Origin of the sequence: Paenibacillus sp. alder61 (assembly GCF_020179875.1) — a bacterium.
Classification (GTDB): domain Bacteria; phylum Bacillota; class Bacilli; order Paenibacillales; family Paenibacillaceae; genus Fontibacillus; species Fontibacillus faecis.
Genome location: NZ_JAIUDG010000008.1, coordinates 1 through 24,857, shown reverse-complemented (window position 1 = coordinate 24,857; position 24,857 = coordinate 1). Strand labels below are relative to the sequence as shown.

Sequence of the window (24,857 nt, the reverse complement as noted above, 5' to 3'; positions counted from 1 at the left end):
CCGCTAATTGTACCCCCGGGGGAGAATTGAACTCTTTCTGCCCAATTTAACTGGAGAAATTCCAGTTAAATCACGGAAACAGCGGTTTTGCCGGAAATTAGCGGGAGAAAATCCCGTTAATGTCCGGAAAAGCGGTAACTCCGCTTCCGGCGCAGCAACTCTTGCTCCCGGCGCAGCAACTCTTGCTTCCCGCGCAGTAACTCTTGCTCCCGGCGCAGCAACTCTTGCTTCCGGCGCAGCAACTCTTGCTTCCCGCGCGGTAACCCCGCTTCCGGCGCAGCAACTCTCGCTTCCCGCGAAGTAACTCCGCCCTCCGCGCAGCTATTCCCCCCCCCATATGGCTACTCCACCCAGTCTTTGGTCGCCGGAGGCTCTACCCGCCCTGTCGCTTGCCCCTGAGCGTGCGGTCCCATCTGGCTCTGCGCCGGGCTTTTCCTGGTGCGAATCCCGCGGGCTTCCGTTCCCGGCGGTTAACCTATATAATGGGGATTAAAACCTGAAAGACCTGACGTTCTTTGTTAGGGGAGGTGCGGACGTGGAACTGAGGCAAATCCAATATTTCATCGAGGTCGCGAAGCTGGAGCATGTTACCGAAGCGTCGTATGCGCTGCATGTTTCGCAGTCGGCGGTGAGCAGGCAAATTTTCAAGCTGGAGGCCGAGCTGGGGGTGGACCTGTTCATTCATGAAGGACGCAAGGTGAAGCTGACCCCGATCGGGCGGTTATTTCTCGGGCATATGGAGCACCTGATGAAGGTGATTGAAAACGCCCAGCAGGAAATCAGCGAATATTTGGACCCCGAGCGGGGGACGGTGCGGATCGGCTTTCCGAGCAGTATGGCGGCGCAGATGATTCCGAAGGCGGTTTCAGGCTTCCGGGAGCGGTATCCGGCGGTGCATTTTCAACTGCAGCACGGCTCTTACCGGGAGTTGGTCGATTGGGTGGCCAAAGGCGACCTGAATCTGGCGATCATGGGCCCCGTCCCGCAGCAGGAAGCGCAAATTAAAGGAACGGTGCTGTTTCAGGAGAAATTCGTCGCCCTGCTTCCGGCGGACCATCCGCTGGCGAAGAAAGAATCGCTCAATTTGAACGAACTGAAAGAGGACTTGTTCGTGCTGTTTCCCGAAGGCTTCGTGCTGCGCGACATCGTCGTGAAAGCCTGCGGCAATCTCGGCTTTCAGCCCAAGGTGGCGTTTGAGGGGGATGATCTGGACGCGATCAAAGGCCTTGTGTCGGCGGGACTGGGTCTCACCGTTCTACCGGAGATCGCGCTCAGCGAGCATATCGCCTCCAGCATTGTGATTTTACCGATCACGGAGCCGGAGGTCACCCGGGACGTAGGGGTGATCGTACCGGCTACCCGGGAGCTGCCGCCGACGGAGAAGCTTTTTTATGATTATTTACAAGAGATCGCGCCCCGATTCGATTTTAAATATTAACCGTGCCGAATACGATTCCTAGAATCGGACAAACTATGATAAAAATCTCAGATTATAGTCATTAAGTTAAAACTTAATGACTATTTTTGTTGAAAGTATGTTACAATCTATTACGGGTTGTTTACTGATTAAATGTTCAATTTTTCACTAACTCTAGCGAGTTCGGTGAGGGAATTGGGACCCTTCTAACCCAAAATTCAAGCACTGTGGCTTAATGTAAAGGAGAATTGGTATGTCGGAAGCGAACACGGAAACAAAATCTGCACAAGAAACGACGATCACGTCCAGCGACAATGCGCAACGCGATATCGTTGATCAACTGCTCAAGCCTGAGGTTCAGGAATCCTTGACAGTCCTGGTTCAACAGCTGCCGAAATTGACCGAGCTGGTGAATATTCTGACGAAGTCTTATGATTTTGCCAAAACCGTTGCGACGGATGAAACTTTAAAGAGCGACACGGTGGGCGCTATTTCCGAAATCGCCGGTCCTGTTGTAGGGACGGTTAAAAATATCGCAGCTACCGTGATTGAAGCCAAAGACCGTGCTGACGCAAGTCAAGAAGTTATCGGTCTGTTCGGGCTGCTCAAAATGCTCAAGGACCCGGAAGCGCAAAAGCTGTTCCGTTTCGTGAACGCTTATCTTCAAGTCGCGGGCGAAAAGAGCAGACAACAACAAAAATAGACGCGCTATCTTTAAGGTGTTACCATCTCAATTTGTCAGAACGGAGGACGGAGAATTACTATGTCTAAACATATTGTCATCCTGGGCGCCGGCTACGGCGGCGTACTGAGCGCTTTGAATATCCGGAAATACATGACCAAAGAACAAGCACGGGTTACGGTTGTTAACCAATATCCGACACATCAGATTATTACCGAGCTGCATCGCCTGGCCGCGGGGAGTATTGCGGAACGCGCGGTGGCGCTGCCTCTCGAGAAACTGTTCAAGGGCAAAGACATCGACCTTCGTATCGCCAAAGTCGACAGCTTCTCGGTCGACAACAAGCAAGTTAAATTGCACGACGGCACGGTTTTGACTTATGATGCATTGGTTGTAGGGCTTGGCAGCATCACGGCTTACTTCGGGATTCCGGGGCTGGAGCAGTACAGCATGGTGCTGAAATCGGCCGATGACGCCAACCGCATCCACCGTCATATCGAAGAGAAACTGGCGGAATACGCGAAATCGAAAAATCCGGCGGACGCTACGATCTTGATCGGCGGCGGCGGTTTGACCGGGGTCGAACTGGTGGGCGAGATCGCCGACAAGCTGCCTGAGCTGAGCAAGAAATACGGCATCAAACAAGAAGAAGTTCAATTGATGCTGGTCGAAGCCGGCCCTAAAATTTTGCCGGTACTGCCGGACAACTTGATCGAACGCGCAACGACAAGCCTGGAGAAGCGCGGCGTCAAATTCCTGACCGGGCTGCCTGTAACGAAAGTGGAAGGCAACACGATCGATCTGCAGGACGGGCAAAAAATCGTGGCGAACACGTTCGTATGGACAGGCGGTGTGCAAGGAAATCCGCTGGTCGGCGAATCGGGCCTCGAGGTCAACCGCGGCCGCGCGACGGTCAACGAATTCCTGCAATCCACATCGCATAAAGACGTATTCGTCGCCGGCGACAGTGCCGTATACTTCGGCGCGGACGGTCGTCCGTACCCGCCAACGGCGCAAATCGCTTGGCAAATGGGCGAGCTGATCGGCTACAACCTGTACGCTAACCTGACTGGCGGACATATGGAAACGTTCAGCCCGGTGAACTCGGGTACGCTGGCAAGCTTGGGCCGCAAGGATGCGGTGGCGACGATCGGCGCAAGCAACACGCAACTGCGCGGATTGCCGGCCACGCTGATGAAGGAAGCGAGCAACATCCGCTACCTGTCCCACATCAAAGCGCTGGACGCTTTGGCATACTGATCTCACTTGAATCGAAAGAACCTCCCCTCATTGATCGAGGGAAGGTTCTTTTTTATAAAAAAATGCCCGCCGGCCTCATTGGCCGACAGACATCTGTATTAGATAATGCGATTAGATAACGCCGTGGGCTACCATCGTGTCGGCGACCTTCAGGAAGCCGGCGATGTTGGAGCCAACCACCAGGTTGCCCGGATGGCCGTATTCTTCAGCCGCATTCACGCTGTTTCTGTAAATGTTCTTCATGATGTCCTTCAGTTTGGCGTCCACTTCCTCAAAGGACCAGGCAAGTCTGGCGCTGTTCTGTGCCATTTCCAGAGCGGAAACGGCAACCCCGCCGGCATTGGCCGCTTTGGCCGGTCCGAAGTACACGTCATTGCTGAGGTAAACTTCGATCGCTTCCAGGGTGGAAGGCATATTGGCTCCTTCAGCAACAAATTTTACGCCGTTGGCCACCAATGTTTTGGCCGCCTCTTCGTTTATTTCGTTTTGCGTTGCGCAAGGCAGCGCGATGTCGCAAGGAATGTTCCAAATATTTTCGCAGCCTTCATGATATTCGGCCGACGGATGTTCGTTCACGTATTCCTTGATCCGTTTTCTTTCCACTTCTTTCAGCCGCTTCACGGTATCAAGGTTGATGCCGTTCTTGTCGTATACGTATCCGTTCGAATCGCTGCAGGCCACGACTTTGGCGCCGAGCTGCTGCGCTTTCTCAATCGCATAAATCGACACATTGCCGGAACCGGAAACGACGACCGTTTTGCCGGCGAAGCTTTCGCCTTTGGTTTTCAGCATCTCGTCCGTGAAGTAAACGAGGCCGTAACCGGTCGCTTCGGTACGCGTCAAGCTTCCGCCGTAAGTCAGGCCTTTGCCCGTGAGGACACCCGCTTCGTTACCGCCGCGGAGGCGTTTGTACTGCCCGAACATAAAGCCGATTTCACGGGCGCCTACACCGATATCGCCCGCCGGTACGTCAACGTCAGGACCGATGTATTTGGACAGTTCCGTCATAAAGCTTTGCGTGAATTTCATAACCTCGTTGTCCGATTTACCCTTCGGATCGAAGTCCGAACCGCCTTTACCGCCGCCGATCGGCTGACCGGTCAAGGAGTTCTTGAAAATTTGCTCGAAGCCGAGGAATTTGATGATGCTCGCATTTACGGAAGGGTGGAAGCGAAGTCCGCCTTTGTACGGGCCGATGGCGCTGTTGAACTGTACCCGGAAACCGCGGTTGACTTGCACGTTCCCTTGATCGTCAACCCAAGGTACGCGGAAGGTAATAAGTCTTTCGGGCTCGACGATTCTTTCCAGGATCGCATGGTTCTTGTACTTGGGGTTCTTCGCAAAAACCGGCACAAGGGAGTCAAGAATTTCCTTAACGGCCTGGTGAAATTCGCTTTCTCCCGGGTTGCGCTTCTTGACGGTTTCATACACTTCATTCACATAGGACTGGGCCGCTTGAAGTTCAGGGCTCGATTGTGTTGTAATAGCCAATCTTTTCTCCACCTTTCGTTTTGTCACCTATCATTTGTTCCAATTTTCACGATTTTTCTAACTCCTATTGTAATATCCATGTAAGATATAAACAAAACTTTATTTAGATGAAGTTGATGACCATTTGAGATGAACTTTACAGCCTATGTTAGATTTTCCTGGAAATTGGAACCGGACCTACGGACTTAGGCGCTTTCCCTCCACCCGTTATTTTCTCGCGTCCGTCCCTCCATAATACTGCACATTGTCACCATAAGCCCCAATCAAAACCAGCTTTGACATGGTAAAAATGGAAATAGAAAACCGGCCCATGCGGGCCGGTGTGGATGATCTTTCTATTAACGGGGAAACGCGACTTATATGTTGTTCCAGTGGGTGATTTGCCCGATCGGCAAGCGAACGGTGCTATGTGCCGGTTTGGCGGCTTTCCCCACGGCGATCAGCAAAATGGGCTTCAGCGTTTCTGGCAGGTTGAAGGCTTCCGCAAATTTAACGGCATCATAACCGCCCATAGGAACGGTATCATAACCCTTTGCCTTCGCAATAAGCATGAATTGCATCGAAATGAGACCCGCGTCAAGCACGTTCACCTGGTGCAGCAGTTCGGGCTTCAGTCCGCCGTACATGCTTTGGAGCCGTTCCACAAAGGAATTTTTCGTCGTTTCGTCCATGTATCCGGCTTCGACCGCTTTGGAATAAATCGCATCCGCCTGTTCATAGGACTTTAAATCGCCAAGCACGGCAACGACGGCCGCGGCATCGACCACTTGCTGCTGGTTGTTGGCGATGGGCAGCAGCTTTTCCTTCAAGCTCGGGTCGTCGATGACGAGGAAACGCCATGGCTGCAGGTTGGAAGAAGAAGGGGCGGAAGAAGCGAGCTCCAGCATTTCCGTCATTTCTTCTCTGGAGATCTCTACGCTGGGATCATAAGCTCGAACCGAATGCCGTTCTTTTAATACCGTATAAAAATCATTCAAATTCACGTTCTCTGTTATACTCATCTCTCTCCGAATCCTCCTTATATTTACATCTTAATTTTTAGGTAAATTTAGTATACGGGTTAACTGTTAACTTTTCAAGTACAGTTTTGAGGAAAGCGAATAAAGTTTTGGAATGGTTTCGCTTGTGCTTCTTTCATGGAAGCGCTACGCTTAAAGAAACCATATGCCGAGGGCAAAGGAGGCTGCAGCAAGTGGATTTAAATATCGGAATCATTGGGACAGGCTGGTTCAGCAAAGTGCATGGAGACATCTTGGCCGGGATGGACCGGGTCCGGGTCGCCGCCGTATTGGGGACCAGCGAGGCGAAGGCGGAAGCGATGGCAGTCCGTTACCCGGGGGCGCGCGGGTATGCCGGCTTGACGGAAATGCTGGACCGGGAAAAACTTGACGCGGTCTATATCTGTGTCCCGCCCATGGCGCATGGGGAAATTGAATCTGTACTGATCGAGCGGGGGATCCCCTTTTTGGTGGAGAAGCCGATCGGTACGAATATGGATATTCCCACGGAAATTTCCGGCAAGCTGCAAAGCAAACCGCTGGTCCATGCGGTAGGCTATCATTTTCGTTATAAAGCGACGATTCAGATGATGAAGGAACGCATGGCCGGCCAGACGCTCGCGATGGCCTTGGGAACCTGGATGGGAGATATGCCGCAAGTTTCCTGGTGGAGAAGACAAGAGGGCTCCGGCGGACAGTTTATCGAGCAAACGACCCATATCGTCGATCTGCTGCGTTATCTGGCCGGTGAAGTCGAAGAAGTGTACGCCTCCTATGCGAACCGCATCGTGCATACTCAGTTCGAGCAGGTGGGCGTTCCCGATGTAGGCACCGTTACTTTGAAACTGCGCAGCGGGGCTATCGCGAACATTTCCAACACCTGTGCGCTGCCGGGCGGCGTGGGCGAAGTCGGCCTGAAACTGTACACCGGGTCGGGGATGCTGCACTGGAATCCCGATCGCCTGGACATCGTCGGAACGGAAGAAAGCACCTCTTACAAGCTCGGAGACAATCCGTATCTTAAAGAGAATGAGGCCTTTATTCACGCCTTACGCACCGGGGATACCTCGGGGATTCTATCCGACTACGCCGACGCCTTGAAGACCCAGCGCGTCACATGCGCGGCTCTGGAATCGGCTTCGACCGGTAAACCGGTCAAGATTGAAAATTAATAAATAGAAGGGGCGATACCGTTGCACTCAGGTGCTCGCGGTATCGCCCCTATCTTTTTAGAAAGACAAATCGTAATTAAGGAAGTACGGACCGTCCGTTTCCGTTTCGGTCACATGGCCGCCCAGCAGTTCGGTGATTTGCTTCACCGGTCCGACCAACCGCTCCTTAACGATAACCGCCGGTGACTTCAGCTCAACAGCTTGTCCATTCAGACTGGCGATGGGATCTCCCACGCTGAACACAAGCTTGTTCCCTCCCTTGATAAGGGTCGCTTCTTTGGTACCGGTGTCGTAATCGAACTCCGCTCCGATCCCCTCGGCAAAATCTTTCAACGGAACCCGCACCTGGTCTTTGGAAGTCGTCGGGACTTGGCCGAAGGTGGCCGGCTGCCCGTTCACCGTGATCGTCAGCGAGAAAATCGGTCCGTTCTCATTGATGACCAAAGTGCTTACCTGCCGCTCCAAGTCCTGATTAAACCGCTCCAGATTGGAGGCGGTCACTTTATGCGTCCCCCCGACAATTTCATCGACGATCCGCTGATTGATCGATCCCGAGTGGTGAGACAGGTCCTTGTACTTCGTAAGGTCGTAAGTTATGGAGCTGTCGCTTTGGAAATCATGGATGCTGACATTGTCAAATGCGCTTAACTGCTCGTACATATAGACTTTCATTTCCTGCTGATTCGCGAAACGCTGCGGGTTCAGACTGTACCAAACCTGCTGGCGGATGACGGAGTACGGCGGATAATAGAAAATAAATTCGATTTCGGGATGCGCCTTTACCAAACTGAGAATGTTCTCATGAAATCTCTCCTTGACGAGGTCGAGCGAAGGCTCGCTAGTGCCGGAGGTCTGTTCGGCAAGCCAAGCTTCCTTCCATTTGGCCATAACCTTTTTGGCTCCGTAGGAAGACATGTAGCTCCAGTTGTTGAGCGTCTCCAAATTACGGTACTGCGGCTTCTGGTCTTTGGGCAGGAACAAGGCGCCGAAGGCATGTCTTACGTTCGAAATGTTAAAAATGTATTTATAATCGTTCAGCACATTGTCATCATACAGATAGAACGGAAAGGACGCTTCGTCCCTTACGGAATTTTCGCGGAGGGAGAAGTAGTCCAGCCCCCAGAGGATTTTTTTGACCTGTCCCGTCCCTACGGCCAAGTCGGCCATCATCCGCTGCTCTTTGGCGGTCGATCCTTCCGTGGAGAGCTTGAGCACGTCCCCGCCCAGTTTTTTGCCAACCTCGGTGGGGAGAAAATTTTCGGTCATGGAACTGCCGATGATAATCATATTATAATCGTAATTTTTGGCCAGGCCCGGGTTCTGATAGCGCTGCTCCCGCGAAAAGAGAGGCGGGTAAGAAGCCTTCCGATAGAATTGCAGAGGATCCACGGCAAAGACAAACGTTCCGACAATGGCCCCAAACAGCAGCACAAAGGCCAGAAACGTACCAATAAAACGCAAGTTCTTCAAGAGGTGATCTCCCTTTCTGAATCACAGAGAATTTATACGTCCCGACGGCATTAAAAAGTGAAGTACAAGAATTCGCTGACCTGGTTAAAGTAGAGCACCGAAAAAACGAACAGAAACGCGATGAACGCGGCATATCGGACGTTGGGCCGGAATTTCATCTTCATCTCCATCGAATTACGGGCGAACACGGCAACCAGTATGGCGGCGCCGACCAGGGCGACTTGTCCCAGCAGCGTCGTGGACACGCCGATGTGGCCGAAATTGAACATTCCCCGCAGCACTTTGAGCGCATCGTCCCAATCCTTGGCGCGGAAGAACACCCAGCTGAAGTTGATAAACATGAAGGTAATAAACCAGGCGACCCAGTGCGGGAGGACGATGCCGGTTTTTTTCCACAGCCGCTGAATCACCTGAGCGATCCCGTGCAAAAGCCCCCATGCGATGAAGGTCCAGCCGGCTCCATGCCAAATCCCGCCGATGACGAAGGTGGCCACCAGATTGAAATAGGTACGGAAATGCCCTTTGCGGTTACCGCCCAGGGGGATGTAAATATAGTCTCTAAGAAAACGGCTCAGGGTCATATGCCAGCGGCGCCAGAAGTCCTGGATGCTGACGGCCTTGTACGGCGAATTAAAGTTGATCGGCAGCTTGATATTAAAGAGCAGCGCTATCCCGATCGCCATGTCGGAATAACCGCTGAAGTCGAAGTAGAGCTGCATCGTGTAGGCCAGCGAAGTCGTCCAGCCTTCCACCAGACTCAGGTTCGTCGATACGTCAAAGCCCTGCGTGGCGATCGGCGCCAGCGTGTCGGCAATCACCACTTTTTTGAACAGACCGATACAGAAGATGAACAACCCCCGGGCGACATTGCCGGGAATAATCACTTTGCTGCGGGCGCGGTCGAACTGAGGCATCATCTCTTTATGATGCAGAATAGGTCCGGCGATCAGATGCGGATAAAAGGTGACGAACAGAACATAGTTAACGATGCTGTATTCTTTGGCCGTTCCCCGATAAGCATCGACCAAGTAGGCGATTTGCGTAAAGGTAAAGAAGCTGATGCCAAGCGGCAGTGCGAGCCGGAGCAAATCGATCTGCGCGGAAAACAGCGAGTTTACGTTACTGATCAGGAAGTCGGCATACTTATAGTAGCCCAGGAAAAGAACGTCCCCGACGATCGCCAACGTAAGCAGCAGCTTGCGCGTTCGTAATTGCCGGGCGTGGCTGATGCTCCGCCCCATGATGTAGTTAAAAGCGATCGAAGCGAGAATCAAAGGCAGCGACTTGATACTCCACCAGGAATAGAAGAAGAGAGAAGCAGCCGCGAGCCAGACTTTCCCCGCAATAGGCGGACAAAAACGGTTCATTAAGAAGTAGACGACAAAGGTAATGGGCCAAAAGGCGAATAAAAATTCGTAAGAGTTAAAAAGCAAACCTTAGCACACCTCTTTACTGGAATAAAAGTCACACCCAAATAATATGATCATACCCTAGTTGGCCCGATTCGACAATGTACGGGGCTTCCACGGGAGCGATACATATAATTAGACAAAAAAAGTCCGCAAAAAGTTCCCTTTTTCTTTAAAAAAAGTGCGAACTTTGTGAAGGAAAGCGAACATTAAGATTGCATGATAGTCCCATAAACGCAGGAGTCTATTAAATCATGAAAATATGCAAATATATCAGTCAACTCGTCCATTCCTAATCTAGCAGCCCTTCATAGAATGTAGTAATTCCAGGAAGGAGTTGAAGAAAGAATGGCAGAGCTTTTGGATCATGTCGTTAACGTGCCCACCCCGATTACGAACGGTGCCGCCATCAACGTGCCGCAGACGCCGGCGGGGCAAGGGATTGCCCTAGTGAGAGTCACCATCCCCGCAAACCGCCCGGCGAACAAGGTACAGTTGGACGCTACAGTAGGGTTGCAGGGAATCACGGGAATTCCGAGAGTGCTTTTCCGCATTTTCCGGGATGGCCACGAGATTTATTATGCGGTTCAAGCGGTTGAAACCGACTTTGAAAATGTGAACCTCACCTCCCTGATTGCCGCTGACGTGAATGTAGCCCCGGGGGTTCATGACTATGTGCTGTCCGTGGAAAACCTGGCGGCGGGAACTCAAGCCAGAGTCATCGGCCCGATCGTCTTTACCGCTTTGGCTACAGCTTAATCGAACAACCGGATCGCGAAGGACCGCTATCGCAGGGCCGCGCTTTTAAGCGCGGTCCCTGCGTTTTTTTGTATTCCTTGACGGGTACATATCGCAAGCTTATCTCGAACGGGAAAGATGCAGTTCTGCCGGTGCCCTTCGCCGAAATGGCTAGCCGCACTGTAATAGCGGCATTTATAGGCGCTATTGTGGCGGATTCCAGCTCTCAAGGGATAATAGCGGTAAAAAAAGCACTGGCGTTGCATTAACCCGAAGGGTCTAAAGCCGTAACCGCCTCTCTTAGAAGCCGGGTGGGTGGATAAGGGCTTTTTGAGGCGTGATTTTGTCGAATTCGTCCCTTCGCTGAGAAATAGAGGTCCTTTGGGGCTTTATTTTAGGGAAAAGCGCACTGGCGTTGCATTAAACCTGACATGGTGCTGCCGACTCCGCAATCTCACTTGCCGCCCGTTATAATAGCAGCCCGAATCGCCGCTATTATAGCGGACGGATCATAACCACCCGTCAAACGGGTGGTTTGTCTAAGGCTATAAGCCTTTATTAGCGGCTCGCGTCTAAAGGCGCTTGCTTTCGCTGCGTTCAAGCTACTATGCCGTTGCGGCTTTTGACTACCCCGGAAGGGTGCGATTATTACTAAACCCCTAATACCTCGTCAAACAACCTTGATAACATAAAATTCCTGCATATCTGCATGTTTTTTTCCTGTTTGGACTCAAAATTTCAAAATCCCTGCAAATCTGCAGGAATTTTCGACGAAACCGGATCGTTTCACTAAATTCGCTGGAAATTCCTGCAGATTTGCATCTTTTTCGTCTTCCCCCGCGGGGATCGGCCTAAATACCTGCAGATTTGCATCTTTTTGGAGTTGGAAGCTGAAAGCACACTAGGCTTTTTTGCTACAAGCATCACTACACCACCCGCACAGACAGGTGGTTTTTGTTTCGCACGCTTCGCGAGCTCAACTGGCTAAAGCCCAAAATAAAAATCGACCCCGCCGAAAGGCAGGGTCCATAAGAGAAATCTATATGTGAACATTAGGAGGAAACCGGGGTTAGGGTTGACCGTACTTAACGAATCAGTACGGAAATCAGGATCGGGGCTACGCCCAGCGTGAACAGGGCGGCCAAAATCATCGAGATGCTGGAGATCGTGCCCGTGAGCGAACTGAGCTCAAACGCCTTGGATGTACCGGTTCCGTGGGCGCTGGTGCCGAAGAGGACGCCGCGGGCAACCTCGCCTTCGATGCGGAACATTTTGACGACCAGCGGTCCCAGCATAGCCCCCAGCAGGCCGGTGATAATCACGAAGACGGCCGTAATGTTCGGGACGCCTCCGATGACCTGGGACACGTTCATGGCGATCGGGGTTGTGACCGAGCGGGGAACGAGGCTGCTGATCAACCGGTTGTCGAGATGCATCCACTCCGCCAGGATCACCGAGGTGCACATGGCGACGACGGAGCCGGTCAGCACGCTGACGAGAATCTCGACGGCGTGTTTTTTCAGGACATTATAGTATTTGTAAAGGGGAACGGCGAATGCGATCGTCGCCGGCTGCAGCATGGCGCTGAGCCATTTCCCCCCGGAGTGATAGGTTTCGTAAGGAACGTCGATCCAGAGCAGACCGATCACCAGCACGAGCGGCGTAATCAACAAGGGGGACAAATAAACCCGCGGCCGTATGCGGTAAATTTGCTTGGATACGACATAGACGGCGAGGGTGACGAACAGGCAAATCCAGCCTTGAATCATGACGGTTTATGCTCCTTTCTTTTGGCGATGCGCGAGGCGATCAGCCCCGAGCTGACCATAACGGTCAACGTGCTGAGAATGACGACGGTCAGAATCCGGACCCCGTCGTGTTCCAGCAGCGGAATGTATTTCATCACGCCGACCGCGGCCGGAATGAAGAACAGCAGCAATTCAGCAAGCAGCCAATTGGCCCCTTGCTCGATCCAGGCCAGTTTGATGACGCCCGTCTTCAATAAAGCAAACAAAATAACGATGCCCAGTATGGAGCCCGGAATCGGCAAATGAAGCGCCTGCGCAAGGAAGTTCATGCCCAGAGAGAACAGAATGAGAACGGCGATTTGCAGCACAATGCGGCCGATCATTTTTAGATTTCCCACGCTGTGTGGCTCCTTTCTTGTTGTAAAGTTGGTAATGAAATATTACATCAATTGCTTTCATGAGTAAAATGAATATACTGAATGGATGAGATTCCATATGGTTATGGAAAAAGCGGGGAAAAGGAGCTGGTTAACGGTGGATGTACGGCAAATGCAGTGCCTGATTGAGGTGGCCCGGCTCAAGAGCTTCACAAAAGCGGCCGACGCCCTTTATATTACGCAGCCTTCGATCAGCAAAACGATCAAAGGAATGGAGGAGGAGCTCGGGGTGGTCCTGTTTGACCGGGTCGGAAAAAGGGTCGAACTGACCGATGCGGGGCAGCTGATCGTGGCCCAGGCCCAGCAAATCGTCGCTTCTTTTCAAAACTTGACGGCCGAACTGGACGATCTGCGCAATCTGAAAAGAGGCCATATCCGGATCGGCCTTCCGCCGATGGTTGGCTCGAGTTTTTTTCCGCGGGTCATCGGCCAGTTTCATCAGCGCTACCCGGAGATTACGATCCAATTGTTTGAGGACGGGGCGAAAAAGGTCGAGTCCGATGTGGCGGACGGGCTGTTGGAGGTCGGCGTGGTTGTGCTCCCCACGGTACAAGAGGGGCTGAGCAGCTTCCCTTTTGTGGAAGAGAAACTGAAGCTCGTCGTGCCGACGGATCATCCTCTGGCCGACAGGAAGCGCGTTGAATTGCACGAACTGGCCGAGGAAGGATTCGTCCTGTTCCGCGAGGACTTTACGCTGCATGACCGGATTATCGGCGAATGCAAGAAGGCGGGTTTTCAGCCCCGAGTCATATACGAAAGCTCGCAATGGGATTTAATTAGCGAAATGGTGGCGGTCGGGCTGGGAATCACGCTATTGCCGGAAACGATCTGCCGGGAAATCGATGAAGAACGCGTGCGGATCTTATCCTTGATTCATCCGGTCATTCCCTGGAAGCTGGGTCTAGTTTGGCGGGAAGACCGCTATTTGTCGTTCGCGACCCGGGAGTGGATCCGCTTTGCGCAAGAGGTTCTCTCTTCCCCTTCAAGCGGTTCGGGGGAAATGCGCCGGAGCAAAAAACCATAGAATGTTCATCTATTGGATAAACTACCCATGCAATCCGAACTATCCATACCAGTCTAGTTTTTATATAATAGCTGAATGTGATTTTTAAATTCGTTTTATAGGGGATAGAACCTGAATGAGCGTGTTCAGAAAAAAATCAATTGCATTCATGCTACAAGAAAAGGCGGCGGAAGGTTCCCGGGGAATGCGGAAAGAACTCGGTGCGTTCGATCTTACGATGCTCGGCGTCGGCTGCGTGGTGGGGACGGGGATTTTCGTGCTTACCGGGGTGGCCGCCGCCAAGCACGCCGGGCCCGGACTGATCCTGTCCTTTTTGCTGGCGGGAATCCTCTGCGCCTTTTGCGCGTTGTGCTATGCGGAATTCGCCTCGATGGTTCCCGTGTCGGGGAGTGCCTACACCTACAGCTACGCGACTTTCGGCGAGATTATCGCCTGGGTCCTGGGCTGGGATATGATTCTGGAATACGGCTTTGCGGCCTCGATGGTCGCCAGCGGCTGGTCCGGCTACGTCCAGGGGCTTCTCGCCGGATTCGGCATAGAAATTCCGAAGGCGCTCAGCAGCGCCTTGAATCCCGGAGCCGGCACCTATTTGGATTTGCCCGCCGTGGTCATCGTGCTTCTGCTGACGTATATCGTATCGCGGGGAGCCAAGGAGTCATCGCGGCTCAATTCGCTGATGGTGCTCGTAAAGGTGGCCGTCATTATCCTGTTCGTCGTCATCGGCGCCTTTTATATCAAACCTTCCAACTGGACGCCGTTCATGCCGTTCGGCTTCGGGGGCGTCGTGACCGGGGCGGCCACCGCATTTCTGGCTTATCTCGGCTTTGACGTTGTGGCGACGGCCGCCGAAGAGGTGAGAAACCCGCAAAAAGATCTGCCGAGGGGGATCATCGGGTCGCTTGTCGTGTGCTCCATTCTGTATATTGCGGTAACAGCCGTACTGACGGGAATGGTCCCTTATACCATGCTCGATGTCAAAAATCCGGTCGCTTTCGCCCTGCAGTTTATTCATCAGAACTGGGTGGCGGGCTTTATCTCGCTGGGGGCCATCGTCGGGATTACCACGGTGCTGTTCGTTCTTCTGTTCGGGCAGGCACGGCTCTTCTTCGCGATCGGCCGCGACGGCCTGCTTCCGGAGAAGCTGTCCCGGCTGCACCCGAAAACCGGGGCACCCTCGGTGAGCACCTGGACGACCGGCATTGCCGTCGCCGTATTCGCGGGGCTGATTCCGCTGAACAAGCTGGCGGATCTGGTCAGCATCGGAACGTTGTTTGCGTTCATCTCCGTTTCGGCCGGGGTGATGATTTTGCGTAAGACCCGTCCGGATCTGACGCGTGCGTTCAAGGTGCCGCTCGTGCCTTGGATTCCGCTTCTCGCGGTGGTATCCTGCGCGTATTTGCTGATCAATCTGCCGCAAATCACCTGGATCGCTTTTCTCATCTGGATGGCGCTGGGGTTGATCGTTTATTTTGCCTATGGACGCAGACACAGCCGTTTGGCGGACAAGCCGGCGGATTAATGCATATTCCGGTAGAAAACGGTTGAAATTAAAGCGGAGGTACGAACATTCCAAGAAGATGAAGGAGAGAACTTTCCTTATGAAGGATTCCTTGATTTTGGGGCTGCTCGCCGCTTTTCTTCTAAGCCCGTTGAGCGGAGGGGTTGCGGATGCGCATGGCGCTGAAGTCCCGGCCACGTCCGCCAAATCGGATAGCATGGCGGTTCTTGCGGCCTCTGCCGATACGCCTTTTCATTTTGGCTTCAAAAAGAGCGTCGGCGGACAACTTCCTTCTATTGACCAAGAGGGGTTTAAAGCGATCGTGGATAAACACGGGGCGATCTTTCTCGGCGACACGACCCGCAAAGATCTGTTCCTGACCTTCGACAACGGGTACGAGAACGGATATACGGCGCCGATTCTGGATACCTTGAAGGCGAAAAAGGTGCCGGCCGTCTTCTTTATTACAGGCCATTATGTAAAGGATCAGCCGGAGCTTGTGAAACGTATGGCCGCGGAAGGCCATCTGGTGGGAAATCATTCGTGGAGTCATCCGGACATGACGACGATTTCCGACAGTCAAATCAAGGACGAACTGGATCGCGTAAAGCAGGCTTCCGCCAAGTTGACGGGAACGGATCGCATGGCCTATCTCCGGCCGCCGCGGGGGATTTTCAGCGAACGTGTGCTCAGGGTCACCAGGGAACTTGGGTATACGAACGTCTTTTGGTCGATCGCTTACAAAGACTGGGATGTGAACGACCAGAAAGGAGCGCCTTACGCTTACCGCAAAGTCATCGATCAGCTGCATCCCGGGGCGGTGATCCTGCTGCACTCGGTGTCCAAGGATAACGCCGCCGCGTTGGGGGCGATCATCGATGAAGCCAGACGCCAGGGTTATGAGTTCCGAAGCCTGGACGATCTGATGCGCAGCCGGAAGGAGAAACCATCTCCCGCATCGCCCGGACAACCTACCCGCTAAATCATCGACCGCTTGAGCCGGAGACCCTTCAACTCCGCGCTCCAAGCGGTTTTTTTATATTGAACGGAAAAATCAGGCTTCTTGACTTTACACTTGGCGGCTCCTATAATTAGGTTTGCTAATAAATATTAAAGCTAAATATTAAACTGTATAAATATTAGGAGGGATCAAGTGAATATGGGCGGTGAACCGGGAGCCCAGCGACTGATGGAGTCGATTGCCCGTTTCAGGAGGGCGGACTGGCACAAGAAGGTCCTCGAGGGTTACAAACCCAGCGAGCTCCGCGTTCTTTCCATGATTGAAAAAGGGTGCCTCGACGACGCGCGGGGCGTCACCATCTCGGCAATCAGCGAGTTGATGCGGGTCAGCCCCCCCACCGTGACTCCGCTCGTCCGCAGTCTGGAGTCCAATGGCCTGATCGTCCGTTCGCATGACGAGGAAGACCGGCGGGTCGTCCGGGTTAGGCTTACGGAGAAGGGGGTGCGAATCCGCCGGGAAAGCCGGGAGGTGTACATTCGTCACTTCAAGGAATTGTACGATTATTTAGGCGAAGCCCGGAGCGATCAACTGGCCGATTTGCTGGAACTCGTATACCGCTTTTTGGAGGAGAAGCATAAGCGGGAGACGGAGCAATCCGAAATTTAAAGATAAAAGTGGAGATGATGGGGAATGATCAAGCTTTTCCGACATTTGAAACCATACCGGTGGCTGGTGGCGGCCGTATTGGTGTTCGTATTTTTTCAAACGCTCTCCGAACTGTACCTCCCGACGCTGATGTCCGATATCGTGGACACCGGGGTCGTCAAGGGCGACACGCCGTACATCTGGCGAGTGGGTCTATTTATGCTGTTGGTAGCGCTTGGAGGCATGGCCTGTTCGATCGCGGCCAGCTATTATTCATCCAAAGCGGCTTCCGGATTCGGGATGAGCCTGCGGGCCAAGGTATTCGGTCACGTGACCAACTTTTCCCTGGAGGAGTTCGATAAACTTGGGACAGCCTCGCTGATTACCCGGACCACGAACGATATTACCCAGGTCCAGCAGGTGCTGATCATGATGCTGCGGATGATGGTCATGGCGCCGATGATGTGTATCGGCGGGATCATTATGGCGGTATCCAAGGATGCGAAACTGTCGCTGATCTTCGTTGTCATCATGCCCGTGCTTGCGGGAGCGATTTTCCTGATTGCCGGCAAAGGTATCCCGCTGTTCAAGGCGATCCAGAAGAAGATTGACCGCCTCAATCTGGTCATGCGCGAAGCGTTGACCGGGATTCGGGTTATCCGGTCTTTCAACCGGATCCAGCATGAGGAGAAACGCTTTGAAGCGGCGAACGCCGACTTGACGGAGACGTCGATCAAGGTCAACAAAATCATGGCGTTCATGATGCCGGTGATGATGCTGGTCATGAACGTGTCCTCCGTCGCGATCATCTGGTTCGGCGGGTTGAGAATCGATGCGGGCCACATGCAGGTCGGCGATCTTATGGCCTTTTTGCAGTATGCGATGCAAATCATGTTCTCTTTGATTATGGTGTCCATGATGTTCGTCATGGTGCCCCGGGCTTCAGCTTCGGCGGTACGGATCAATGAAGTGCTGGAAATGGCGCCGATCATCAAGGACACGGGGGTAACGAAAACGCCGGAGTCCCGCAAAGGCTATGTGGAATTCCGCGATGTGACCTTCAGTTATCCGGGGGCTGAGGAACCGGCGGTGCAGCATATTTCCTTTAGCGCCAGCCCCGGAGAAGTCACGGCGATCATCGGAGGAACGGGCTCGGGCAAATCGACGCTCATCAGCCTGATCCCGCGGTTCTACGACGTCGAGAGCGGCCAGGTGCTGGTCGACGGGGTGGACGTCAGGGAGATGACGCAGGCGGATCTCCGCTCCAAGATCGGATTCGTGCCGCAGAAGGCCGTCCTGTTTTCGGGAACGATTCGGGAAAATATCCGTTACGGCAAAGAGGACGCCACGGACGAGGAAGTGCGGCACGCGGCCGAAATCGCCCAAGCCGCCGATTTTATCGGCGGAATGGAGAACGGATATGACTCCGTCATCGCCCAAGGCGGCACGAATGTGTCGGGCGGACAGAAGCAGCGGTTGTCCATCGCACGCGCGCTGGTGCGGGGCGCGGAAATTTACATTTTCGACGACAGTTTCTCGGCGCTCGATTTTAAAACCGATGCCAAGCTGCGCGCCGCTTTGAAGGAGGAAACCCGCGAATCGACGGTCATTATCGTGGCGCAGCGCGTCAGCACCGTCATGGATGCGGACCGGATCATCGTCATGAACGAGAGCCGGATCGCCGGGATCGGCACGCATCGCGAACTGATGGAAACCTGCGATGTTTACCGGGAAATCGTGTATTCGCAGCTTTCGGAGGAGGAGATCGCATGAGCCGGGAACAATCGGAAAAGATGCCGCAGCGCAGCGGAGGAAGACGCGGGGGCCATGGGCCTGGCGGACCGGGCATGGCGATGCCGGTGGAGAAGGCCAAGGACTTCAAGGGGACGTTAAAGCGGCTGATCCGTTATTTGCGTCCCCATAAATTGCAGCTCATCGCCGTTTTGGCGATGGCCGTACTAAGCACGATCTTTAGTATCGTCAGCCCCAAAGTGATGGGGGAGGCGACAACGAAGCTGTTTGAAGGGATATACGGCAAGCTACAGGGAATTCCCGGGGCAAGCATCGATTTTCAATATATTTGGGAAATCGTTCTGTATCTGATTGGTCTGTATTTACTCAGTTCCTTGTTCAGCTATGTCCAGCAGTACTTAATGGCCGGCGTGGCCCAGAAGACCGTCTACGATTTGCGCCAGGACGTCAACGGGAAACTGAACAAGCTGCCTCTGAAATACTTCGATGCCCGGACGCACGGGGAAATTCTGAGCCGGGTTACGAATGATGTGGACAATATCAGCAACACCTTGCAGCAGAGTTTGACCCAGTTGATCACTTCGATCCTGACGATCATCGGCGTTATCGTGATGATGCTGACGATCAGCCCGCTTCTGACCTTGATCGCAATCCTGACTTTGCCGGTCAGCGTGCTCGCGATCACCTCGATCGCCAAGCGGTCGCAGAAACAGTTCGTCCGGCAGCAAAAAGAGCTGGGCCAACTGAACGGTCACGTCGAGGAAATGTACACCGGGCACAAGATCATTAAAGTGTTCGGCCGCGAGCGCAAATCGCAGCAGCAATTCGATGAAATCAACGGCCGGCTGTACGAGGCCGGCTGGAAGGCGCAGTTTATTTCCGGCGTCATCATGCCGATCATGAGCTTTATCGGCAACATCGGATATGTGCTCATCTCGGTAGTCGGCGGCATTCTCGTCACCAAACAGACGATCAAGATCGGCGATGTGCAGGCGTTTATCCAATATGCCCGGCAGTTTACGATGCCGATCACCCAGACCGCGAACATCGCCAATATTATTCAATCCACCGTGGCTTCGGCGGAACGCGTGTTTGAAATATTGGACGAGGCCGAGGAGACGCCGGAAGCCGCGAAGCCGGCCCGGATCGAGGAGCCGAAGGGGAATGTCGTGTTCGATCATGTGAAATTCGGCTATGAGCCGAATCAGAGCTTGATCGAGGATATGAACATCCGCGTATCCCCTGGACAAACCATCGCCATTGTCGGACCGACAGGGGCGGGCAAAACGACGCTGATTAACCTGCTGATGCGTTTCTACGAAGTGAAAGGCGGCGCGATCACCATCGATGGCGTGAACATTACCGAAATGAAGCGCGGCGATTTGCGCAGCCTGTTCGGTATGGTGCTTCAGGACACCTGGCTGTTCAACGGTACGATCCGTGAAAATATCGCCTACGGCCGGGAGGGTGCTACGGAAGAAGAGGTGGTGCAAGCCGCCAAGGCGGCCCATGCCGACCACTTCATCCGCACGCTGCCCGGGGGCTATGACACGGTGCTGAATGAAGAAGCGTCGAACATTTCGCAAGGCCAGAAGCAGTTGCTAACGATCGCACGGGCGATCCTGGCCGACCCGGCGATTCTGATTCTCGACGAAGCGACCAGCAGCGTCGATACGCGGACGGAGGTTTACATCCAGAGAGCGATGAATGAGCTGATGAAAGGCAGAACGAGCTTTGTTATCGCCCACCGGCTGTCGACGATCCGGGATGCCGATCTCATTCTCGTGATGAATCACGGTACGGTGATCGAGCAGGGGACGCACGAGCAGTTGCTTGAACAGGGCGGATTTTACGCCGATCTGTACAACAGTCAGTTCTCGAAAGGCGGCATGGATCAGGAGGCCGGGTAAACCGGACTCTCTTCCCGCTCTTTTTTGCAGAGCTGGTGGAAGAAACTTGAAATGAGTGCAGTGGCACTTTATAATAAACGCATATTAAACTTAGAGAATTAACGGAGGACCCCTGGACGATGAACTAAGCACGGAATTCCTGACTAGTTAACCATCACCGCCTGTTCAGCAGGCGAGGCTAGCGGTGCGCTCGAGGCTGCTTAAGCGAAGATTTTCAGCATCCTCAGCGCCGGTCAGGGATACGTGCGTCCATATAGGGGTCTATCTTTTTGTGTCACAACAGGAGATGACGGGGGCGGTCTGACCGCCTGCCGCTGCTTCCCCCTATTTCCGCGTATCCAAAAACCGTATGCCGCTGGCTGCGGTTTTTTTGTGTTTCGACAGATCACGATATGGGGGAATGACCTATGTTTATACTCAAAGCTAAAAATTTGCAAAAAGAGTGGAACGGCACCACGCTGTTCTCGAACGTGTCTTTTGACGTGCGGGAAGGAGACCGGCTGGCGTTGTTCGGCCGCAACGGCGTCGGCAAAACCTCGCTGCTCCAGGGATTGCTGGGAAGGCTCCCTTTTGAGGGAGGGGAAGTTCAGCGGCTGTTGCCCGTCCGGGAATGGGGCTGGCTGGACCAGCATGTTCTGGACGGGTCGCAAGACCGTCCGCTTCTGGAATTTGTTCAAGTCGGATGCGGCGAAGTCTATGCCGTCAAGCGGGAAATGGAGCGACTGCAAGCCGAATTGCGAGCGAACGGGGGGACGGCGGGTTCGCTGGAATCCTACAGCGAAGCGTATGAACGCTATTTGGTTTTGGACGGCTACGCGTGGGAGGTCCAAGTGGAAAAAACGCTCGGCCGCCTGAACCTTCCTCCCGAACTATGGCCGCTCCCGTTCAGCGCGCTTAGCGGGGGCCAGAAAACCCGGGCTCAGCTGGCGTCCATTTTGGTCCGGGAGCCGCGGTTCGTGCTGCTCGACGAGCCGACCAATCACCTGGATACGGACTCCTTGCTGTGGCTGGAGGAATGGGCTCGGGATTATACCGGTACGATTCTGTACGTTTCCCATGACCGGACGTTCATCGACAGGACGGCTACGGCTGTGCTGGAACTGGAACCGGACGGGTGCCGGATATACCCGGGGGGATATACGGAGTTCCGAAATCAAAAGGAGCTGGAGCTTCGCAGCCAGGAGGCGCTGTACAAGAAACAGGAACGCGAGCGGGAGGAGCTGCTGGAGAGCATCCGGCGCTACTCCGAGTGGTTTCAGCAGGCGCACCATGCGGCGGGACAGAACGACTTTTTACGGGCGAAGTCGAAAAAGAACGTCTCCCGCCTCCACGCCAAAGAAACCGCGTTGCAGCGGCTGGAGAAGGACGGCGTGGAGAAGCCGCGCGAGAAGGCCGGGCTGAAGATGCGGCTCGAGGAAGCGGCGTTTGAGGCTTCCACCTTGCTTCGCTGCGAAAACGTCGGCTTCGCTTATGCGATCGCATCCCGAGAAGGGGAAGCCGATGAAGGCGGTGCAGTCCGGCCGACGCAGTCGCTGCAGCCGCTGGTGAGCGGGCTGGACCTTGCGGTACGCCGCGGCGACCGCATCGCGGTCCTGGGGCCGAACGGGTCCGGCAAATCGACGCTGCTGAAGCTGATGACGGGCCAGCTGGTCCCGACCGAGGGCCGCGTCGTCCCGCATCCGCAGACCCGGATCGGCTACTTCGCCCAGGAGCTCGACGACCTGGACGAGGATATGACGATTCTGGACAGCCTGCTCGTCCTGCCGGGGATGACCCAGTCCTATGCGCGCACCATTCTGGGCTGTTTTTTGTTCTCGCGGGAGGATGTATTTAAGACGATCCGGGATCTCAGCATGGGCGAAAAATGCCGCGTAGCTTTCCTTAAGCTGTTTTTCGGCCAGGCCAACCTGCTTGTACTGGATGAGCCGACCAACTATCTGGACGTAGACACCCGCGAACGCGTGGAGCAGGCGCTGGAAGGCTACCCGGGGGCCATGATCCTGGTCACGCATGACCGGTATCTGGCCCGCAAGACCGCGAACCGGCTGCTTCTTCTCGGCGGAACGTCGGGTCCTCGTCTTTACGAAGGGACCTACGAAGAATATGAAGCGGACCGCCGGGAGCGGCCTTTGAGCGGGGAGGAACAGCTCCGGGCGAACCGGCGCGAACAGCTCGGATTCCGGCTGACCGCGCTGATGAGCAGCCCGGAGCCGGAGGAAGCCGAGGAGCGCGAACGGCTGATGGCCGAAGTCCGCGACCTCCGGCACCGGATCGCCGAGCTGGCGAAGGAATAGCGGGCTAGCCCTCCCCGGGTTGGCGGAGGAGGGACAGGCATAGCCGGCCGCGAGGTGCGGGCTAGTCCTCCCCCGCAAGGCGGCGCAATTCGGCCTCCTTCCGAATGCGGATCACTCTTCGGCTGACGGACACGATTCCCGCGTCAGCCAGTTGTCCCAGCTTGCGGCTGAGGGTTTCCGGCGTGGCGCCGATCACTCCCGCAAGCTCTTTTTTGCTGACCGGCAGCTTGAATTCATTCGCACTTGGATCAGTTTTCTGCCGGAAATATAGCAGCATTTTGGCCAGCCGCCGCTCGGCTTCCAGCAGCGTCAGCACGGAGGCCCAACTGTCGGCCTCTTCCAACTGCGAGCTCAAGGCGCTCATAAACCGCGCTGCCGTGTCGGGGCTGCGACGCAGCACCTCCAGGAAATCCGCCCGATGAATCCGACAGATATCGGCTTCGTCGGCCGTGCTTGCGTTGGCATAGTGAGGCTTTTCCTGCAGCAGCGAGAACTGCCCGAAGAAGTCGCCCGGGAAGAGCAGGCGCAAAATATGCTCCTTGCCGTTGTCCGCCAACTTGGTCAGCTTGACGACTCCCCGGCTCAGGACGTATAGGGTATCCGACCGGTCTCCTTCCCGGAATATAACCTCGCCTTTGGACGAATGCCGGGGCCGCATGACGGAGTGAAGCAGATGGACTTCCTCCGGCCGTAGCTGGCTGAAGACCGGGACGCGGGAGAGGCAGGAAGGTACGGGACGGCCGGAGGAACGGGAGAGCGCGCAGATTGCGGAAGCCGAGGAGGTCTCCGAGGTGCAGGGGCCGGCTATGGCAGGTGGCGTGTGAGTAAAGACCATATTCATCATTCATCGCCTCCATTGTCTTCTTTTCCTTAAATCTATCAGCCGATCCGTGTTTGACTTGTGACTATCATCACAAAGTTAAGGGATATTCATTGACCCATATCAAGGATTTCTTTGATGGAGTGAAGTTAAATAGAGGCAGCGAGAAGAAGGGGGCGAGAAGGAGGCGGGCGGGAAAGTACCGACCGGAAAGTACAGACCCGGAAGTGCCGACCGGAAAGTACAGACCGGAAAGTACAGACCCAGAAGTGCCGTCACGGGAAGTACCGCCCGGAACTCCGAGTCCCGGATCATTCCCTAGCAGATGAAAGGATGGATGAACATGGAGCGTTTTACATTTGAGGATATGCGGAAAATCGACAGAAAAACCTTGGGGAAAGAGGTACCGCTTGAGTTGTTCCGGGCTATCCGACTCATCGGGATGCGTGAGGGGCTGCCGCTGGAAGGCAGGGGCACGACGGCATCCATCGGCCGTAAAATCGGCGAGAGTCTGCCGGTAAGTACACTGGAGGATCTGCTTGACCATTTTGCCGCGCTGCAAATCGGACTCCCGCGCATCGTGTATCGGGATGACAAGTTGATTCGGATCGTGGTGGAGGACTGTTTTTGCAAGGGATTACCGTTGATGGAGGGAAAAAAGGTGTGTGACCTGGAAGGAGCGATTCTCGAAGGAGCACTGGGCCGCATTATGGAACGAAAAGTGAGTGTCAGGGAAACCAAATGCAACGTAAGCGGTGACGAACACTGCGAATATGAGGTGCGGATCTATTGAGGTAACTTGCGAGTTTGCCGAACACTTCTGATCAAAATTCCTGCAAATCTGCAGGTTTTTTTCGGGAAAGGGACGTGAATTGCGGAATTCCTGCAAATCTGCAGGAATTACCGAGTGAAAGATGCGATGCTCTGGAAAAAGGGCAAAATTCCTGCACTTTTGCATCAATTCGTCCTATTCCCTCGGAAAACGGTAGAAATACCTGCAGATTCTCTAAGGCCCCCTAATTAAACTGGAGTCTCCCTGCCCAATAATTTAAACTTAGGACAAAGGGAGATGATCGGTATGGGAAAAAGGTTGAATGAAGAAAAACGTTTAAAAGTTGTGAAAGAAGCGAT

21 protein-coding genes are annotated in these 24,857 nt (G+C 54.1%); 13 read left to right on the top strand and 8 right to left on the bottom strand.

The window, feature by feature from the left end; translation table 11 throughout:
• Positions 1–116 precede the first annotated feature (116 nt).
• A complete protein-coding gene (locus tag LBW89_RS27480) occupies positions 117–242 on the bottom strand; it encodes a hypothetical protein (RefSeq protein ID WP_263639110.1) in 126 nt (41 codons plus the stop codon).
• Between the two features lie 293 nt (positions 243–535).
• Here LBW89_RS27480 and LBW89_RS09880 point away from each other — a divergent pair, with 293 nt between their 5' ends.
• From LBW89_RS09880 to LBW89_RS09870, 3 genes are all read left to right on the top strand, one after another.
• Positions 536–1,438, top strand: coding sequence for a LysR family transcriptional regulator (locus LBW89_RS09880; RefSeq protein ID WP_148453183.1), 903 nt, complete (start codon positions 536–538; stop codon positions 1,436–1,438).
• 232 nt (positions 1,439–1,670) lie between these two features.
• Entirely contained in the window at positions 1,671–2,120 is a 450-nt protein-coding gene (locus LBW89_RS09875) for a DUF1641 domain-containing protein (protein ID WP_148453181.1), read from the top strand.
• A gap of 60 nt (positions 2,121–2,180) precedes the next feature.
• A complete protein-coding gene (locus tag LBW89_RS09870; RefSeq protein WP_148453178.1) occupies positions 2,181–3,359 on the top strand; it encodes an NAD(P)/FAD-dependent oxidoreductase in 1,179 nt (392 codons plus the stop codon).
• Between the two features lie 111 nt (positions 3,360–3,470).
• On the opposite strand, the gene gdhA is transcribed toward LBW89_RS09870, so the two are convergent.
• Both gdhA and LBW89_RS09860 read right to left on the bottom strand, forming a co-directional pair.
• Positions 3,471–4,850: an NADP-specific glutamate dehydrogenase gene (gene gdhA, locus LBW89_RS09865; RefSeq protein WP_148453175.1), complete on the bottom strand. Its 1,380-nt coding sequence runs from the start codon at positions 4,848–4,850 to the stop codon at positions 3,471–3,473.
• Between the two features lie 356 nt (positions 4,851–5,206).
• Positions 5,207–5,851, bottom strand: a complete 645-nt coding sequence (locus tag LBW89_RS09860) for a nitroreductase family protein (protein ID WP_148453172.1) — start codon at positions 5,849–5,851, stop codon at positions 5,207–5,209.
• Between the two features lie 191 nt (positions 5,852–6,042).
• On the opposite strand from LBW89_RS09860, the gene LBW89_RS09855 reads away from it, so the two are divergent.
• Positions 6,043–7,020 carry a Gfo/Idh/MocA family protein gene (locus LBW89_RS09855; protein WP_148453169.1) on the top strand — a complete coding sequence of 326 codons (978 nt, stop codon included), beginning with the start codon at positions 6,043–6,045 and terminating at the stop codon, positions 7,018–7,020.
• Between the two features lie 57 nt (positions 7,021–7,077).
• Here LBW89_RS09855 and LBW89_RS09850 read toward each other — a convergent pair whose 3' ends face one another.
• Together LBW89_RS09850 and LBW89_RS09845 are read right to left on the bottom strand one after the other, a co-directional pair.
• Complete coding sequence (locus LBW89_RS09850; RefSeq protein ID WP_148453166.1) at positions 7,078–8,490, bottom strand: stalk domain-containing protein; 1,413 nt, start codon at positions 8,488–8,490, stop codon at positions 7,078–7,080.
• 50 nt (positions 8,491–8,540) lie between these two features.
• Positions 8,541–9,923 (bottom strand): MBOAT family O-acyltransferase, encoded by a 1,383-nt coding sequence (locus tag LBW89_RS09845; protein ID WP_148453163.1) that lies wholly within the window; start codon positions 9,921–9,923, stop codon positions 8,541–8,543.
• A 324-nt stretch (positions 9,924–10,247) separates the two neighbouring features.
• On the opposite strand from LBW89_RS09845, the gene LBW89_RS09840 reads away from it, so the two are divergent.
• The gene (locus tag LBW89_RS09840; protein WP_148453160.1) at positions 10,248–10,658 is read left to right on the top strand and encodes an exosporium protein C; all 411 of its coding nucleotides are present in this window, start codon (positions 10,248–10,250) and stop codon (positions 10,656–10,658) included.
• 1,064 nt (positions 10,659–11,722) lie between these two features.
• On the opposite strand, the gene LBW89_RS09835 is transcribed toward LBW89_RS09840, so the two are convergent.
• Together LBW89_RS09835 and LBW89_RS09830 are read right to left on the bottom strand one after the other, a co-directional pair.
• Entirely contained in the window at positions 11,723–12,406 is a 684-nt protein-coding gene (locus tag LBW89_RS09835; protein ID WP_148453157.1) for a CidB/LrgB family autolysis modulator, read from the bottom strand.
• Positions 12,403–12,768: a CidA/LrgA family protein gene (locus LBW89_RS09830; RefSeq protein ID WP_148454488.1), complete on the bottom strand. Its 366-nt coding sequence runs from the start codon at positions 12,766–12,768 to the stop codon at positions 12,403–12,405. Before LBW89_RS09830 ends, LBW89_RS09835 begins: the two co-directional genes overlap by 4 nt.
• Before the next feature lie 151 nt (positions 12,769–12,919).
• On the opposite strand from LBW89_RS09830, the gene cidR reads away from it, so the two are divergent.
• The 7 genes from cidR (at position 12,920) to abc-f (ending at position 22,906) form a co-directional block, all read left to right on the top strand.
• Positions 12,920–13,846 (top strand): cidABC operon transcriptional activator CidR, encoded by a 927-nt coding sequence (gene cidR, locus LBW89_RS09825; RefSeq protein WP_211373306.1) that lies wholly within the window; start codon positions 12,920–12,922, stop codon positions 13,844–13,846.
• 115 nt (positions 13,847–13,961) lie between these two features.
• Positions 13,962–15,365 (top strand): amino acid permease, encoded by a 1,404-nt coding sequence (locus LBW89_RS09820; protein ID WP_148453154.1) that lies wholly within the window; start codon positions 13,962–13,964, stop codon positions 15,363–15,365.
• 196 nt (positions 15,366–15,561) lie between these two features.
• Positions 15,562–16,326 carry a delta-lactam-biosynthetic de-N-acetylase gene (pdaA, locus tag LBW89_RS09815; protein WP_148454483.1) on the top strand — a complete coding sequence of 255 codons (765 nt, stop codon included), beginning with the start codon at positions 15,562–15,564 and terminating at the stop codon, positions 16,324–16,326.
• 177 nt (positions 16,327–16,503) lie between these two features.
• On the top strand, positions 16,504–16,971 hold the full coding sequence (locus LBW89_RS09810) for a MarR family winged helix-turn-helix transcriptional regulator (protein ID WP_225039169.1): 468 nt from the start codon (positions 16,504–16,506) through the stop codon (positions 16,969–16,971).
• Positions 16,972–16,995: 24 nt separating this feature from the next.
• Positions 16,996–18,723: an ABC transporter ATP-binding protein gene (locus LBW89_RS09805; protein WP_148453148.1), complete on the top strand. Its 1,728-nt coding sequence runs from the start codon at positions 16,996–16,998 to the stop codon at positions 18,721–18,723.
• A complete protein-coding gene (locus LBW89_RS09800) occupies positions 18,720–20,612 on the top strand; it encodes an ABC transporter ATP-binding protein (RefSeq protein ID WP_148453145.1) in 1,893 nt (630 codons plus the stop codon). Before LBW89_RS09805 ends, LBW89_RS09800 begins: the two co-directional genes overlap by 4 nt.
• A 407-nt stretch (positions 20,613–21,019) precedes the next feature.
• Entirely contained in the window at positions 21,020–22,906 is a 1,887-nt protein-coding gene (abc-f, locus tag LBW89_RS09795; RefSeq protein WP_148453141.1) for a ribosomal protection-like ABC-F family protein, read from the top strand.
• A gap of 61 nt (positions 22,907–22,967) precedes the next feature.
• Here the strand turns inward: abc-f and LBW89_RS09790 are convergent, their stop codons facing one another.
• Positions 22,968–23,750, bottom strand: a complete 783-nt coding sequence (locus LBW89_RS09790; RefSeq protein WP_225039074.1) for a Crp/Fnr family transcriptional regulator — start codon at positions 23,748–23,750, stop codon at positions 22,968–22,970.
• Positions 23,751–24,069: 319 nt separating this feature from the next.
• Here LBW89_RS09790 and LBW89_RS09785 point away from each other — a divergent pair, with 319 nt between their 5' ends.
• Entirely contained in the window at positions 24,070–24,519 is a 450-nt protein-coding gene (locus tag LBW89_RS09785; RefSeq protein ID WP_148453138.1) for a V4R domain-containing protein, read from the top strand.
• Positions 24,520–24,857 lie beyond the last annotated feature (338 nt).

Excerpts from the sequence above, each read along its gene's own strand:
- LBW89_RS09875 (WP_148453181.1), top strand. The coding sequence starts at position 1,671 with ATGTCGGAAGCGAACACGGAAACAAAATCTGCACAAGAAACGACGATC.
- LBW89_RS09870 (WP_148453178.1), top strand. The coding sequence starts at position 2,181 with ATGTCTAAACATATTGTCATCCTGGGCGCCGGCTACGGCGGCGTACTG.
- LBW89_RS09860 (WP_148453172.1), bottom strand. The coding sequence starts at position 5,851 with ATGAGTATAACAGAGAACGTGAATTTGAATGATTTTTATACGGTATTA.
- LBW89_RS09840 (WP_148453160.1), top strand. The coding sequence starts at position 10,248 with ATGGCAGAGCTTTTGGATCATGTCGTTAACGTGCCCACCCCGATTACG.
- LBW89_RS09835 (WP_148453157.1), bottom strand. The coding sequence starts at position 12,406 with ATGATTCAAGGCTGGATTTGCCTGTTCGTCACCCTCGCCGTCTATGTC.
- LBW89_RS09830 (WP_148454488.1), bottom strand. The coding sequence starts at position 12,768 with ATGATCGGCCGCATTGTGCTGCAAATCGCCGTTCTCATTCTGTTCTCT.
- LBW89_RS09820 (WP_148453154.1), top strand. The coding sequence starts at position 13,962 with ATGAGCGTGTTCAGAAAAAAATCAATTGCATTCATGCTACAAGAAAAG.
- pdaA (WP_148454483.1), top strand. The coding sequence starts at position 15,562 with ATGGCGGTTCTTGCGGCCTCTGCCGATACGCCTTTTCATTTTGGCTTC.
- LBW89_RS09810 (WP_225039169.1), top strand. The coding sequence starts at position 16,504 with ATGGGCGGTGAACCGGGAGCCCAGCGACTGATGGAGTCGATTGCCCGT.
- LBW89_RS09805 (WP_148453148.1), top strand. The coding sequence starts at position 16,996 with ATGATCAAGCTTTTCCGACATTTGAAACCATACCGGTGGCTGGTGGCG.
- LBW89_RS09800 (WP_148453145.1), top strand. The coding sequence starts at position 18,720 with ATGAGCCGGGAACAATCGGAAAAGATGCCGCAGCGCAGCGGAGGAAGA.
- abc-f (WP_148453141.1), top strand. The coding sequence starts at position 21,020 with ATGTTTATACTCAAAGCTAAAAATTTGCAAAAAGAGTGGAACGGCACC.
- LBW89_RS09790 (WP_225039074.1), bottom strand. The coding sequence starts at position 23,750 with ATGATGAATATGGTCTTTACTCACACGCCACCTGCCATAGCCGGCCCC.
- LBW89_RS09785 (WP_148453138.1), top strand. The coding sequence starts at position 24,070 with ATGGAGCGTTTTACATTTGAGGATATGCGGAAAATCGACAGAAAAACC.